The sequence below is a fragment of the Rickettsiella endosymbiont of Miltochrista miniata genome (genome assembly GCF_964031245.1).
Classification (GTDB): Bacteria; Pseudomonadota; Gammaproteobacteria; order Diplorickettsiales; family Diplorickettsiaceae; genus Aquirickettsiella.
In genome coordinates this window covers 1,083,173-1,097,218 of record NZ_OZ035017.1, presented here as the reverse complement: position 1 = coordinate 1,097,218, position 14,046 = coordinate 1,083,173, and the positions used below count along the sequence as shown (strand labels likewise).

General features: G+C 41.0%; 15 protein-coding genes. 6 read left to right on the top strand and 9 right to left on the bottom strand.

Translation table 11 applies throughout. The annotated features are described in order from the left end of the window. Positions 1 to 54: 54 nt before the first annotated feature. The 3 genes from AAHH40_RS05045 to rpoH all read right to left on the bottom strand — a co-directional run bounded on the left by AAHH40_RS05045 (position 55) and on the right by rpoH (position 1,866). Positions 55 to 738 carry a CYTH domain-containing protein gene (locus AAHH40_RS05045; RefSeq protein ID WP_342219593.1) on the bottom strand — a complete coding sequence of 228 codons (684 nt, stop codon included), beginning with the start codon at positions 736 to 738 and terminating at the stop codon, positions 55 to 57. Positions 739 to 823: 85 nt separating this feature from the next. Then, entirely contained in the window at positions 824 to 1,000 is a 177-nt protein-coding gene (locus AAHH40_RS05040) for a CBU_0585 family protein (RefSeq protein WP_342219592.1), read from the bottom strand. Further along, the gene (gene rpoH, locus AAHH40_RS05035) at positions 997 to 1,866 is read right to left on the bottom strand and encodes an RNA polymerase sigma factor RpoH (RefSeq protein ID WP_342219591.1); all 870 of its coding nucleotides are present in this window, start codon (positions 1,864 to 1,866) and stop codon (positions 997 to 999) included. The genes AAHH40_RS05040 and rpoH overlap by 4 nt, the downstream gene beginning before the upstream one ends. A gap of 120 nt (positions 1,867 to 1,986) precedes the next feature. Between rpoH and ispG the strand changes: the two genes are divergently transcribed. Both ispG and AAHH40_RS05025 read left to right on the top strand, forming a co-directional pair. Next, positions 1,987 to 3,246, top strand: a complete 1,260-nt coding sequence (gene ispG, locus AAHH40_RS05030) for a flavodoxin-dependent (E)-4-hydroxy-3-methylbut-2-enyl-diphosphate synthase (RefSeq protein ID WP_342219590.1) — start codon at positions 1,987 to 1,989, stop codon at positions 3,244 to 3,246. After that, positions 3,209 to 4,438: a L,D-transpeptidase family protein gene (locus AAHH40_RS05025; protein WP_342219589.1), complete on the top strand. Its 1,230-nt coding sequence runs from the start codon at positions 3,209 to 3,211 to the stop codon at positions 4,436 to 4,438. Before ispG ends, AAHH40_RS05025 begins: the two co-directional genes overlap by 38 nt. A gap of 28 nt (positions 4,439 to 4,466) precedes the next feature. Here the strand turns inward: AAHH40_RS05025 and AAHH40_RS05020 are convergent, their stop codons facing one another. Further along, a complete protein-coding gene (locus AAHH40_RS05020; RefSeq protein WP_342219588.1) occupies positions 4,467 to 5,000 on the bottom strand; it encodes a hypothetical protein in 534 nt (177 codons plus the stop codon). 305 nt (positions 5,001 to 5,305) lie between these two features. On the opposite strand from AAHH40_RS05020, the gene AAHH40_RS05015 reads away from it, so the two are divergent. Continuing rightward, positions 5,306 to 6,430: a hypothetical protein gene (locus AAHH40_RS05015; protein ID WP_342219587.1), complete on the top strand. Its 1,125-nt coding sequence runs from the start codon at positions 5,306 to 5,308 to the stop codon at positions 6,428 to 6,430. A gap of 124 nt (positions 6,431 to 6,554) precedes the next feature. Here the strand turns inward: AAHH40_RS05015 and AAHH40_RS05010 are convergent, their stop codons facing one another. After that, on the bottom strand, positions 6,555 to 6,929 hold the full coding sequence (locus tag AAHH40_RS05010; RefSeq protein ID WP_342219586.1) for an Mth938-like domain-containing protein: 375 nt from the start codon (positions 6,927 to 6,929) through the stop codon (positions 6,555 to 6,557). Positions 6,930 to 6,972: 43 nt separating this feature from the next. On the opposite strand from AAHH40_RS05010, the gene AAHH40_RS05005 reads away from it, so the two are divergent. Continuing rightward, complete coding sequence (locus tag AAHH40_RS05005) at positions 6,973 to 7,662, top strand: peptide deformylase (RefSeq protein ID WP_342219585.1); 690 nt, start codon at positions 6,973 to 6,975, stop codon at positions 7,660 to 7,662. A gap of 69 nt (positions 7,663 to 7,731) precedes the next feature. Beyond that, positions 7,732 to 9,468 carry a single-stranded-DNA-specific exonuclease RecJ gene (gene recJ / locus AAHH40_RS05000; RefSeq protein WP_342219584.1) on the top strand — a complete coding sequence of 579 codons (1,737 nt, stop codon included), beginning with the start codon at positions 7,732 to 7,734 and terminating at the stop codon, positions 9,466 to 9,468. A 228-nt stretch (positions 9,469 to 9,696) separates the two neighbouring features. Here the strand turns inward: recJ and AAHH40_RS04995 are convergent, their stop codons facing one another. Next, a complete protein-coding gene (locus tag AAHH40_RS04995; protein ID WP_342219583.1) occupies positions 9,697 to 9,996 on the bottom strand; it encodes a hypothetical protein in 300 nt (99 codons plus the stop codon). 112 nt (positions 9,997 to 10,108) lie between these two features. Between AAHH40_RS04995 and dusA the strand changes: the two genes are divergently transcribed. Continuing rightward, entirely contained in the window at positions 10,109 to 11,089 is a 981-nt protein-coding gene (gene dusA / locus AAHH40_RS04990; protein ID WP_342219582.1) for a tRNA dihydrouridine(20/20a) synthase DusA, read from the top strand. A 112-nt stretch (positions 11,090 to 11,201) separates the two neighbouring features. Here the strand turns inward: dusA and AAHH40_RS04985 are convergent, their stop codons facing one another. From AAHH40_RS04985 to AAHH40_RS04975, 3 genes are read right to left on the bottom strand one after another with little or no spacing between them, the layout of a single operon-like run. After that, positions 11,202 to 11,438: a FeoC-like transcriptional regulator gene (locus AAHH40_RS04985; RefSeq protein ID WP_342219581.1), complete on the bottom strand. Its 237-nt coding sequence runs from the start codon at positions 11,436 to 11,438 to the stop codon at positions 11,202 to 11,204. Next, positions 11,431 to 13,722 carry a Fe(2+) transporter permease subunit FeoB gene (feoB, locus tag AAHH40_RS04980; RefSeq protein WP_342219580.1) on the bottom strand — a complete coding sequence of 764 codons (2,292 nt, stop codon included), beginning with the start codon at positions 13,720 to 13,722 and terminating at the stop codon, positions 11,431 to 11,433. Before feoB ends, AAHH40_RS04985 begins: the two co-directional genes overlap by 8 nt. An 11-nt stretch (positions 13,723 to 13,733) precedes the next feature. Then, positions 13,734 to 13,976 carry a FeoA family protein gene (locus AAHH40_RS04975; protein ID WP_342219579.1) on the bottom strand — a complete coding sequence of 81 codons (243 nt, stop codon included), beginning with the start codon at positions 13,974 to 13,976 and terminating at the stop codon, positions 13,734 to 13,736. Positions 13,977 to 14,046 lie beyond the last annotated feature (70 nt).

The window sequence follows — 14,046 nt, the reverse complement described above, 5'->3', positions numbered from 1 at the left end:
CATTTAAAGTTTTTATTAAGTTGGGGTGATATTACTCTAATTGCTGGTGATTAACTATACATAATTAGATGACATTTTATTGTCATTATAGAGCAAATAGCCTCGTTCTGCCTTACTGCGTGTTTCTACGTTCAGCGGAATCGTTGATTTCAAAAAATCGGCTATTTTATAGAGTTCTTGACTGTCGCCTTGCTTTAATTCCAGCTCGATTTCATGTAGCGCGGCTTGATGGGTTGCGGTTTTTACCAGGCCTTGGTCTAAAACTAATTCGATTTGGGTTCCATTGTCAGTGTTTAAATTCCAAGAGCTACGTTGAAAATCGGTATGAAATAATTCTAACAAATGCTTATTGCCAAGGATGGTTTTTAGTTTGGCTATTAAGCTGGGGTCGGTAAATTGCTCGATATTTGGGATGTTTTGTGTCACGGGTTGATCCCATTCATGCCGATGTTGTAGGTCGCCTATTTGTTCGCCCGCTGTTTTTAAGGTTTGTATCGTGCGGCCACCGGCTTCGCGTACGCGCATCGACAATCCTTGCTGCCATAAGGCGAGGTCAGAGGTATCAAAATAGCGGCTGATGAGTTGTTCTACAGAGATAATTTGCGTGCTGGGGAGCTTTAATAAAGGATGTTGGTGTAATAGATTAACATCTTCGGGAGCAATGCTGAGTTTAAGTTCAATTTCGAGAAACATAGGTATACTCTTCGCACTAGAATTTTTGTCTGTGTTGCCGCTCAATTCGCAATCCTCATGTATCTTGAATACATTCCGGTTGCTTCATTCTCACGGCGCCTTGTCAAAAATCCAATTGCTGTGAGTATATTCAAGAGAGGGTATCGGTTTTTATATCGCGTTTTTCCATCAATGCTTGGTATTGCTCGATTTCTTGTTCTTGCGAAGCGGATTTTTCAGGATGGCGCTTATCGAAGGCGGTAAGAAATCGATCAATGTCACTGACAAAGTTCCTATCTGGTTTAAGTTTGTTTTTTATAGTGTTCATGCCGCTTGTTGTTCGATAGCGTGACGAAGCTCTTTAATTGCTTTTTGCTCGAGTTGACGCACGCGTTCAGCCGATACTTGATAGCGATTGGCTAATTCTTGCAAGGTAATTTTAGGTTCAGTTAACCAACGATCCCTGATGATGGTTTGTTCTCGTTCGTCTAATTTGGCCAGCGCTTTATGCAAATGATCTTGGCTGGATTCGGTGGTGTCACTCGCTTCGAGTAAACGTGCGGGATCGTAACGATTATCTTCAAAATGCATATCAAGCAATGGATAGCTAGTGGATTTGGAATCGTTGCTTTCATCACTGATATCCAAACTCATATCGTTAGAGGCCAAACGAGATTCCATCTCACGTACGGTTTCTGGTTTGACACCGAGATCACGCGCAACGGCTTCGATCTCTTTTTGGTTAAACCAACCTAAATGAGTTTTCATTTTACGTAAATTAAAAAATAGTTTACGTTGTGCTTTGGTAGTGGCTATTTTGACAATGCGCCAGTTACGTAAGATAAATTCTTGAATTTCGGCTTTGATCCAATGCACGGCAAATGAAATCAAGCGCACGCCTACTTTAGGGTCAAAACGTTTAACCGCTTTCATTAAACCAATGTTACCTTCTTGAATCAGATCGGCGAGTGCAAGACCATAACCCATATAAGTCTGTGCAATATGTACGACGAAGCGTAGGTTGGCAATGATAAGCTTTTTGGCGGCGACTAAATCTTGGTGTTGGTAATAGCGTTCGGCGAGTGCGGTTTCTTCTTCAGCGCTTAATACGGGGATTTGTTTTAACCGCGCAATATAGGCGTCGGTACTGTTAATAGGTAGTGATTGATAAAGTGTTTGTAAGTGAGTATTCATGACCATCTCCGTTGTCTTTAGACTTGTTTTAGTGGGTTCACTTGACTTCATAATGTGCTAGAGTATACCGCAATAGATTCCTATTTTCATCCGCATTTAAAAAATAAAGGAAAATTTTCTATGACAGAATCTGGGCTTTCACCTATCGTACGCCGCATCAGCACACCCGTTCAAGTAGGCTCGGTTCAGCTTGGTGGCGGAGCGCCTATTATTGTCCAATCGATGACCAATACCGATACTGAAGATGCGGCAACCACGGCTCAGCAGGTCATAGAATTAGCTCAATCCGGCTCTGAATTAGTTCGAATTACGGTTAATACCGAACAAGCGGCGCAGCAAGTGCCTTTTATTCGCGATAAAGTCCGGGAGGCGGGCTACTCGGTGCCGATAGTCGGCGATTTTCATTACAATGGTCACCGGCTTTTACAGGCGTATCCGGCCTGTGCCGAGGCCCTAGATAAATACCGTATTAATCCGGGTAACGTGGGTTATGGCGAAAAACGCGATGCCCAATTTACGCAGATGATCGAGGTCGCGCTGAAATATAACAAGCCGGTACGGATAGGCGTGAATTGGGGTAGCTTGGATCAAGATCTGAGCTCACGTGAGATGGATAAAAATGCGGCATTGGCGCGTCCACGCTCGGCGGCGGAAGTGTTGCAGGAAACCTTGGTACTATCGGCTTTACTGAGTGCCGAATTGGCTGAAAAAATTGGCATGCCAGCGAGTATGATCGTCTTATCCTGTAAGGTAAGTCGCGTACAGGATTTGATTGCTATCCATCGTAATCTAGCCGCACGTTGTACCTATGCGATTCATTTGGGTTTAACCGAGGCAGGGATGGGTTCAAAAGGGATAGTGGCGACCACAGCAGCGCTAGCGGTTTTATTACAAGAAGGTATCGGTGACACGATTCGGGCCTCATTAACACCGGAGCCGGGTGGCGATAGAAGTCGCGAAGTGGTCGTTTGCCAACAGATTTTACAATCTATGGGCTTACGCGCCTTTATGCCGTCAGTATCTGCATGCCCTGGCTGCGGACGTACTACCAGTAGTTATTTCCAAGAATTGGCCCAGCAAGTCGAAGGCTATATTAAAGAGCGTATGCCGACTTGGTCACAACATTATACGGGTGTAGAGAATTTATCGTTGGCAGTGATGGGATGCATAGTCAATGGGCCGGGCGAGAGTAAACATGCCAATATTGGCATTAGTTTACCGGGTACCGGCGAACATCCGATTGCGCCGGTATTTGCCGATGGACGTAAAGTCGCCACATTGCGTGGAGATAATATTGTTCAACAATTTCAAGTTATTATAGAAGATTATGTGGTGAGTCATTATGCAAAAAGAGAACAAGTTGTTACAACGCAAAGTTAATCGGTTTAGAGCGAGTGTATTATTGAGTTTATTTTCTTTAGCTACACTTAATTCTGTAGGGGCACAAACTCCATCGGTGATGGTTCCTGCTTATTCACGTCTCGAAAAAAAGTTAGCGTTTTATCAACAAGCAGTACAACATCCTTGGCCTCGTTTACAGACTAACGAAGTGTTATCGGTAGGCATGCAAGATCCAATGGTTGTTGTGTTGCGCCAACGTTTATGTGCGAGTGAAGATTTGCCTGTAAGTGCTTGTACCGACGTGCCCAATCCAAACGATTTTGATGAACAAGTCGAAGATGCAGTTGCTCTGTTTCAAGAACGGCATGGATTAAACGATGATGGCGTGGTAGGCGCGACGACACGACAAGCAATGAATGTTTCTGCGACACAACGTTTACATCAGATTGAATTTAACTTGCAACGTTGGTCACGATTGATTGCTTTAGCCAATCCTTCCTATATATGGATTAATGTACCCGATCACCGTTTACGATTAGTTAAAGATCATCATGCAATTTTAACCGCCCGCGTTATTGTGGGTAAACCATCGCGACCAACACCGGAGATTAATTCCGAAGTGACGCGTATCATATTGAATCCTTATTGGACCGTGCCGCCTGGAATTGCGCGTAGAGATGTTATTCCTAAAGCGATGCGTGATCCTAATTATTTGAGTCGTAGTCACATCCGAATATTTGCTGTCAATCAACCCAATAAAGAATTAGATCCCAATGCAGTGGATTGGTTAGCAGTGAAAAAAAATCCTGGACGTTATATTTTACGTCAGGATCCAGGGCCGCATAATTCATTGGGACAAATAAAATTTGAATTTGCTAATCCACATTTAGTATATCTGCATGATACGCCATCAAAAGCGCTATTCGATGCGGAACGACGTTTATTTAGTTCCGGTTGTGTGCGTTTAGAAGAGCCGTTCGAATTTCTTGAAGCCTTAGAAGAATTCGATCCTAGCTTGCAACAAGCAGCGACACGCATCGAAGCCGCTTTAGAATCGGGACGTACCACGGTGATTAATTTAAAAACACCAATACCCATTCATTTAACTTATATTACCGTCTGGGTAGATAAACATGATGTATTACATTTTTGGGATGATGTGTATGGTCGCGATCCAGCACTCCCAACCAATAAAGAGCAATTAGCCAATGATCTGCCAGAACCTATCTAAGGATAGGTTCTTAGCAACAGTTGGCTTCTTAAGGGGTGAAACTGTTTTGTGGATGATTGTTTGTTATTCCACTATCTGAAGGCGTTAATGGTTGAAATAGTGTGGAATGCTTCTTAGGGCTGTCATCGGTTGGGTTTATTTTGCTTAATAACTGATTGATATAGTGATTTATTTGGCTTATCGAATCCGTTTTTTTGGAAAGTTCAATGATTTCGTCAAAAACTGATTGGCTAAATTTATTCTCTGGAATTCGATAGAACAAATATCCGCCATGTTCTGTGAATTCAAGATTCTTCAAAGCAAATAATATGTTTAAATTTTCTTGTGTGGCAAGTTTGGGACCAATTGCGTTTAAAGCACTGCTAATACGCTGTGGATTAAGATGTGCTTGAAGAGTGTTGCTGTTTTGTGATGTTAAGAGATTATTTTTTTTCAGTTCGCATAATGCGTAAGCTAAAGCTATAGGTTTAATGTGAGCTGCAATTCCTGCTTTATGTTCTGAACTGATATGATTTTCTTCAAGCATTTTTAATGCGGTTTGAATATTTGCTTCTGAAGCCATTTAAAACCTCTCTATAAAATGGCCATCCTTTGCTTCTATGATTTAAATACAATAAAGATTTATACAAGAAGAAACTTAAGGAAATCTTATTTATCTATGACCAAGAATTTTTCGTCATTGCGAGCACCATAGGTGCGTGGCAATCCATGGATGGCCACGGCCTCACTGACGTTTCGGTCTCGCCATGACGGTCTCATTAATTTTTCTGTGAGATCAATGAAAAATTTTTTAAAACTTATTTAATAAAATTGAATAATTTATGTTAAGCTTGATTGAACGGATTTTCTCTCAGGTATTGAGGTTTTATGGCGAAAATTAAACAGCAAAAAATAACTGAACTTCAAAAAAATTTAGCTAAAAAAATAAAGCAATTAAAAGACGAAATTAAAAAGCTTCCAGCTTATGTGCGAAGAAAAAAAGATGAAAAAAATTGGGAGACTTTTTTTCTCACTTTCGCTTTTATTTCCCTAACAGGAATTATGATTTTTGGTACAGGTGGGTGGTTGGCAGTTGCGGCATCGGGCGCGTTGTTAACATTAATCATTGTTGAATCGGGATTATTTTTATCGCTAGCAATTGGTTTCAGTGCTTGGCCAGTATATAACGTTTATTTATGGGCACGTGATTTATTGAGTGCTGAAAAAATAAAAAGTCAAAATAAAGATTATGATCAATGTCACAAAAATCTGATTGAATTAAAAGCGTTAGCGGCTGAAAAAAACTACTTATCTGCAAAAATAAATTTCAAACTGAATAATGCGATTAAGTGTTTTCCATCTGGGCTTTTTGCTCAAGAAAACGCAAACTTTGCGCAACTCGGCTTAACCGATCAAATACACCGATTAGAACAACAAAAGAAAAAACTTCCCGCTTATTCCAGAAAGCAAAAGGATAAACATATTTGGGATAAAATTTTTCGATATTCTGCAGCGATTTCCTGTGCGGGTTTAGGTTTATATGCAATTGCTTTCATTATGACGGCAGGCGCATCGGCTTCAATAGTAATGGGTCCTGTCTTTCCTGTTTTAGTTATTATTGAGGCTATCAATGTTTTAATTATTATTGGACCTGTACTGGTGAGTAGTGTATTGCATGCTTCTTATTTATGCATACGTGATCTGTTTAGTTCTGCTGAAATCAAAGCCAAAAATAAAGAATATGCGCAACTGAAAAAAACTATTAGTGAATTAAAAAAATTGGACAAGCAAGATAGCCAGTTAGATGAAAAAATTAATAGTAAACTTCATGAGCTTGAAGATACCAAGCCATCACAAACTTCGGATGAGAAAGAAACTACAAAAAATCTTTCAGTAAATACTGAAAATAAGAAAAATGAATATGTTTATAAGCTGTTTCAAGAACCTATAGTTCCAGCTAATGAAACAGATCTTATTAAAGCAACTAAATTATCCAGCTTAAAAGTTAACTAATCAGGAGTTTCGCGATTAGAGCCTAACAAAAGGAGAATTTAAGCTTTTCTCCGCTAAGGTCTTAGTCATTGCGATCCCGAAGCGCACGGCAATCCCAGAAGCATACTCACATTGGATGCAGCGCCTATTCAGCAATCAACAAAGCTGCCGCCACGTTGCGTCCTTCAGACATTAATACCGTGTAAGTGCGGCAAGCGGCACCGTTATTCATGACTTCTACACCTATTTTTTGCTGATAAAACACGTTTAATAACGCAGCATCGGGAAAAGCTAAGTTTTCGCCACTGCCGAGTAATACGATGCTAGGATGTAGATCGATAATTATTTGCAAATAGTCGGTAGTTAGGTCAGCGATGCGGTGCGGTGGCCAAGGATCAATCAGCTGATTAGGCATGACAATCAGGCTATGTCGGATTTTTTGCTCATTAACTTGGATAAAATCGTTAGCATAGGCACGAATCTGATATCGACCTTCGCCAGTGTCTAGGTTTAATTCCATAACGGACTATCAAGTTAAAAATATTTACGTTAAATTATACAGTATGACAAAAATAATTATACTCATTGCCTATTTAAGCATGAGTTACTTCCTACTTCCTAGCCATGCGAGTGCTGAAATCATGTCAAATAACTTAAACAATGAATTACGATCCGGTCAGTCACTGCAATTGGTTACACTGGATAGCCCTGAGCATAGTGTTTTAAGGACGCCGGCTAAAACCATTAAGTTTCCGCTCGATAGTGAAACACAACAATTTATTCAGGATTTGCAAAGTTTTTTCCACGATCTGAAGAGTCCTTTAGGCAGTCCAGCGGGATTAGCGGCGCCACAAGTGGGTTATGGATTGCGAATTATCATTATCCAAATACCCGAATCGGCTAAGGCTAGACGTAAGGACGTGTATGATGTAGTTCCACCTACGGTTTTAATTAATCCTTCGTATACGCCCGTAGAGGCTGCTGGTGAGAGTAAAGATTGGGAAGGGTGTTTTTCGGTGCCGGGAAAAATGGGTGAGGTATATCGTTATAATGAAATCCATTACACAGCCTATACAACTGAAGGCAAGCAAATTAGTGCGGTGGCGCGAGGGTTTTTGGCTAGATTGATACAACATGAAGTCGATCATTTAAATGCAGAGCTGTATATCGATCGCTTGCGTCCCGATTGTCGTTATGACTCCGTTGAAAATGTAATGAAAATGATTAAAGCGACGACTGAAAAAAGTGAATAACTTTTTTATAGGCATGGATTGCAAATACGCTTATAGCGCCATGAAGCTTAGGGACACGCCATTAATATCATGAATAAAACCATCTTACGTCGCCAATTTAATTTAGTCGAAAGTTTAAATCATTTACATCCAGTTTTGCAGCGTGTGTATGCGGCACGCGGTATCCAATCCGCAGAGGAGTTGGATTATAGTTTGCAATATTTACTGCATTATCAATCATTAACCGGTATCGAAGCAGCGGCACAGTGTTTGGGTCATGCAGTGATGCAGCAACAACGTTTACTGATAGTCGGTGATTTTGATAGTGATGGCGCAACCAGTAGTGCTTTAGCAGTCAGTGCGTTACGAGCTTTTGGCGCGCAGCAGGTAGATTTCTTAGTGCCGAATCGTTTTGAATATGGGTATGGCTTAACCCCCGAGATAGTTGAATTGGCTTTACGCACGAAAAAACCGGATGTTATTGTCACCGTTGATAATGGTATTTCTAGTCATGAGGGTGTTATCGCCGCAAAAGCTGCTGGATTGAAAGTAGTGATTACCGATCATCATTTACAGGCCGCCACATTGCCAGCCGCGGATGCGCTGGTTAATCCTCAACAGAGCGGGGATCAATTTCCGAGTAAGAACTTAGCCGGCGTAGGTGTTATTTTTTATGTGATGTTGGCACTTAGACACTATTTGCGTAACCAAGATTGGTTTGGAAAAAGCAATAGCGCTATACCGAATATGCTGCAGTTTCTGGATTTGGTGGCGTTAGGAACGGTCGCTGATTTGGTTAGCTTAGATCGGAATAATCGCTTATTAGTCACTCAAGGTTTGCAATGGATTAAAGCCGGTAAAGCGCGGCCAGGGATTTATGCCTTACTAAAACTCGCCAAACGCGACGTGGAATATCTGGTTGCGGGTGATTTATCGTTTAGCGTTGCGCCACGTTTAAATGCTGCAGGTCGTTTGGCGGATATGTCATTAGGGATAGCTTGTTTGTTAGAAACGGATCGCAATCGTGCGCATGAGCTTGCGTTGCAGCTCAGTCAATTGAATGAAGAACGTCGTTCGATAGAAAATACCATGAAGCAAGAAGCTTTTATTATTTTAGAAAAATTAATCGAGAAAGAACCTTTAGAAAAAGGAATTTGTTTATACGATAGCCGTTGGCATCAAGGTGTGATCGGTTTGTTGGCTTCGCGATTAACCGAGCGTTTGCATAGACCGACGATCATTTTTGCTGAGGGTCATCAAGCCGACGAATTAAAAGGTTCTGCCCGTTCTATCACCGGCTTGCATATTCGTGATCTATTGGAAACCATTGCAATGCGTCATCCGCATTTGATTACTAAATTTGGCGGACATGCGATGGCTGCAGGATTGAGTTTGAAAAAAGAATCATTTGTCGAATTTGCTAAGATTTTTCAGCTGGAATGTGAGCAACAATTACGACCTGATAGTTTACAGGCTACCTGTTATACCGATGGTGAATTAACACAACAAGAGCTAGCTTTAGAGTTGGCTGAACTGTTACGTTATAACGCAGGCCCATGGGGTCAAGATTTTCCAGAGCCGTTGTTTGAAGGTGGTTTTCGTTTACTTGCGCAACGGTTGGTGGGTGATAAGCATTTAAAAATGACCTTAGCCAGTCAAGATGTTGGTAAACAAATCGATGCCATTGCATTTAATGTTAATCTAAGTCACTGGCCAAATCATCGTGCCGAACGCATCAATGCGCGCTATCGTTTAGGCGTAAATTATTATCAAGGCCGCAAAATCCTACAATTAATTGTTGAGAATTTAGAACTTATATCCAAGTAGCTTCACGAATATCGTCATGGCGAGCGAATGTAATGAGCGTGGCCATCCATGGATTGCCGCGCACCTTCGGTGCTCGCAATGACGATCGATATTCTAGGTGCTTGCAATGACGATGAATATTTTACGTGTTCGCGAGGATAAATAGATTTTTTGGCGTTCGTCAAAAGTGGAATAAAAAAAGGCCGATGAAATCGGCCTTTATATTTTAACAAAATTAAGTTGTGTAAATTAAGACTTAATTGAGTTTTTTTCTGTTTGATCCTTTTCTGCTGCGGAGTTAAGCGTGTTTAGCTCATCAAGTTTAGCAGTGTCTTTTGCTTGTTTAGGATCTGTTTTTCTTTCCAAAGAAACTTTTTTGTGACCTTTTCTATGATGAACAGCTTCTTTTTTAGCGGGGGTTAGTACTGCAGGTGATTGGTTGTTAGCAGTAGGTAAGCTATTCAGATCAGTCGCTGATTCAGCTGCGAAAGCTGGGATAGCTAAAATCGCGCTGCTTAAACCGATGACGAGAGCTTGTTTCAATTTCATGACGAGGACTCCAAATTGTTATTATTGTAAAACAGGCTTTGTGTAACAAAGCGAGTGAGGCTATCATACCAGTAAAAAACCAGCATGGAAGCCCCCTTACCAGAAATAAATCATGCTAAAGCCGCAGAAACAGTCGATTAGTTCATATATGATAGCACCAATGATGGGTTGGACTACCCGCCATTATCGTTATTTTTTCCGTCTAATTTGTAAAAAAGCACTGCTATACACCGAAATGCTGACCACTGGTGCTATTTTAAATAGTCCACAGCGAGATCGTTTATTAATCTTTGATCCGAGTGAAAAAGCTTTGGCCATACAATTGGGTGGTGGTATCGCTTCCGATCTAGCGCAGGCGGCCAAAATAGCCGAACCCTATGGTTATTCTGAAATTAATCTGAATGTCGGTTGTCCTAGTGATAGAGTGCAATCAGGTTGTTTCGGTGCGGTATTACTTAAAGATCCGATGCGTGTCGCTGATTGCATTGCTGAGATGAGTGCGGCGGTTAAATTGCCGATTACCGTTAAAACCCGAATTGGTGTCGATGATTGCGAAAGCTATGATTATCTGGCCCAATTTATCCAACAAATAAGTTTGGCTGGGTGCCAAACGTTTATTATTCATGCGCGTAAGGCTTGGCTATCAGGATTAAGCCCTAAAGAAAATCGTGAAATTCCGCCTTTAAATTATAACTGGGTGTATCGCATTAAACGCGATTTTCCTCATTTAAATATCGTTATAAATGGCGGGATAACTTGTTTAGACACCGCGCAGGAACATTTGCAGCAGGTTGATGGTGTCATGCTAGGTCGTGCCGCTTGGTATAATCCCTATCTATTTGCTGAACTCGATCAACTGATCAGCCCACAGGATACATGGAGCATTCCTAGTCGATTATCTATCGTTTTACACTATCTACCTTATTTGGAAAAAGCTTTTGTGTCAGGTGAAAACTTGGCGCATTTAATACAACCTTTGTTTGGTTTATTTCATGGTGTCGCGGGCGGCAGACGTTGGCGACAAAAATTAAGTGAAATCTTACAGCTGGGCAATCCGTTAAGGATAAAAGAGATACTGCAAGAAATGTATTGATTGTCTCGGCATGTAAATATTGGTCGTTATTGCGAGCACCGTAGGTGCGCGGCAATCTAGGAATATGAACTGTGGATGGCCACGCGAATGACATTCGCTCGCCATGACGGAATCAATGACTTGGTCGTTCTACCCACTGATAGAGAGCAAATGACTCCGGGGTACATTTAATACAGCGTGTTGCACAATTAGGGGTTTTAAAACATTTTTTTACACAACCTTTATGTATTAATAGTTCTAAAATCGCCAAGGTTTCTTCTTGCTTAGTTCCAAAGGTTTGTAAAATAAGCGCTAGATTAACACATTTTTTTTCAGCAATAAATTTTTTTAAAGCAAGTAAGCTAATCATGACAGTTGCTTCGACTAGATGAAAGTGGAAGCGGTAATTCGGTTAGTGTGGTTGTTTTGGAACGTAAGAAAATACGTGTCGCAAAAAGCGCAGTAGCAACGATGAGATACCAACCCATAGTCATTATGGGATGTTGGCTAAATGTGGCGGTTTGATAAAATAAAGTAGCAACGGCATAGGCAATTCCGGTACTCCATGTCATAGAAAAATAAGCCCAACCTTTGCCGATTTCGCGTTGCATCACTGCCATGGTCGAAATACAGGGAAAGTACAATAAAATAAATAACAAATAAGCAAAAGCACCCAGTTTGCCAGCGAAATAATGTGACATCACACCATAAACGCCTTGTGTTACTTCAGGTGCTTGTGCTTTAAGCGCCATCGGATTGCTTAGAGTTTTGCCGAGATCGTGTAAATTTTTAGGAATAGATAACACAGCGGTTTTTAATTCATCGCCTATTGTGGATTGTTCGGCAGACTCTGTCAGCTGGCCCACTTGCGAATATAAAGTATTTAAGGTTCCGACAACTACTTCTTTGGCTAATAAACCCGTCGCTAAACCGACAGTGGCGGGCCAATTATCACTTTGTATGCCCATTGGAGCAAATACCGGAGTGATGGTTTTTCCAATGCTGGATAATAAGGACTGTTGATTGGCTTCACCGCTGATGAGTTTGCCATGGATGCTAATCGTATTGAAACATCCTATCAACATACAAATTGGAATAATAAAACGACCGGCTTTAAATAAAAATAATTTCAAACGTTGCCAAGTGCTTCGAAAAATACTACCCCAATGCGGCCAATGATAGGTCGGCAATTCTAAGATCATGGGTGTTGTTTCTGCTTTTAAGCTTGTCGAACGCAATAATAATCCAGTGAAAATGGCGGTTAGTATCCCTATACCATATAACGCGAAAATAATCAGTGCTCCGCCTTGCGGGAAAAAAGCAGCGACAAATAAGGTATAGACAGTAAGACGGGCGCCGCAAGACATAAACGGCGCCATCATCACAGTTAAAATACGATCCCGTGGTGAAGCCAAGGTGCGAGTAGCCATTACCGTAGGAACATTACAACCAAAACCAACAATTAAAGGAACAAATGCTTTTCCCGGTAAACCAATGGCCCCCATTAATTTATCGACCACAAATGCTGCGCGTGCCATGTAACCGGAGTCTTCTAATAAGGATAAAAATAAAAACATCGCGCCGATGACAGGTATAAAGCTAATCGTGGTATTAATACCTTTACCTAAACCATTGGCAATTAATGCAATCAACCAAACAGGCAAATGTAATTGCGTTAATACATGAATACTGCCATGAATAAACAATGCGGTACTACCGATATCAAAAAAATCTTGGAAAGCGCCACCGACATTAATAGCAAATAAAAAAAGTGAGTACATGACTAAAAGGAAAATAGGAATACCTAACCAACGATTCAAAATAATACGATCGATGCGTGCGGTGAAAGTTATGCCTGGCGTATGTGTGATTAAACTTTGTTTTAGTATGGATTGTATCCAAGCATAGCGCGCATCGGCTATCAACAAATCAATTTCTTCACCGTATTGTGTTTTGAGTATCTCAATCAATGATTGTGCAAAGTTAAGTTCTTCTGCTGTGACAAAGTTGCGAGCAAGCGCATCATCTTCTAATAGTCGACAGGCTAACCAGTTTCTAGGCACGGTTTTTGCGGATAATTTTTCGGAGAGCGTTTGTACAGCGCTTTCTAATAAGGGTTCAAAAGAATAAGGGAAAGTAGCGTGGGTTGAAATAGTTGACGATAAGGCCTGACGTAATTCTTGAATACCCTTACCGCGAATGGCGGTTAGCGGAATGATAGGGCACTTTAACGATCGACTTAGTTTCTGAATATCGATGTGAATCCCGCGTCGTTTAGCAATATCCATCATATTAAGTGCGATAATAACCGGTATCTGCATTTCTAAGAGTTGTGTCGTCAAATACAGTTGACGTTCAAGATTGCTGGCATCTAATACATTAATAACGACATCGGGACGATTGCTAACCAAGTAATTGCAGGCTATGCATTCATCCATGGCACAATTATTAGCGACTACGCTTAAAGAATAAGTACCAGGGAGATCAACGATTTCATAGCTTGTTGCACCGACATTAAAATAGCCGCTTTTTTGCTCAACAGTGACACCTGCCCAGTTACCGACTTTCTGCCGACTGCCGGAGAGAGCGTTAAAAATGACGGTTTTACCACAATTTGGATTGCCTGCTATGGCAATAATCTTGTTTTTTTGCATGAGTTTTTAGTTTAGTTTGAATATTCTACGTAAATATGACAGGCTTCACTGGAACGTAAACTAAATTGGCTACCTAATATTTGTAATTGTAAGGGGTCACCCAGCGGTGCACGACGAATTAAAGTAATGGTTGTTTGTCGGGTAATGCCCAAATGTTGTAACAGTTTGCGGCATTGCGGTGCGATGTCTGGACTGAAGCCTTGTACCGTAGCAGATTGTCCGTATCGCAATTGCGTCAGTGGTATAGCGCTCATAAATATTTTAAATGAGAATCATTATTATTTATAATAGAGGTTTTTTAGTGACGAAGCAAGTCTTAGTGGA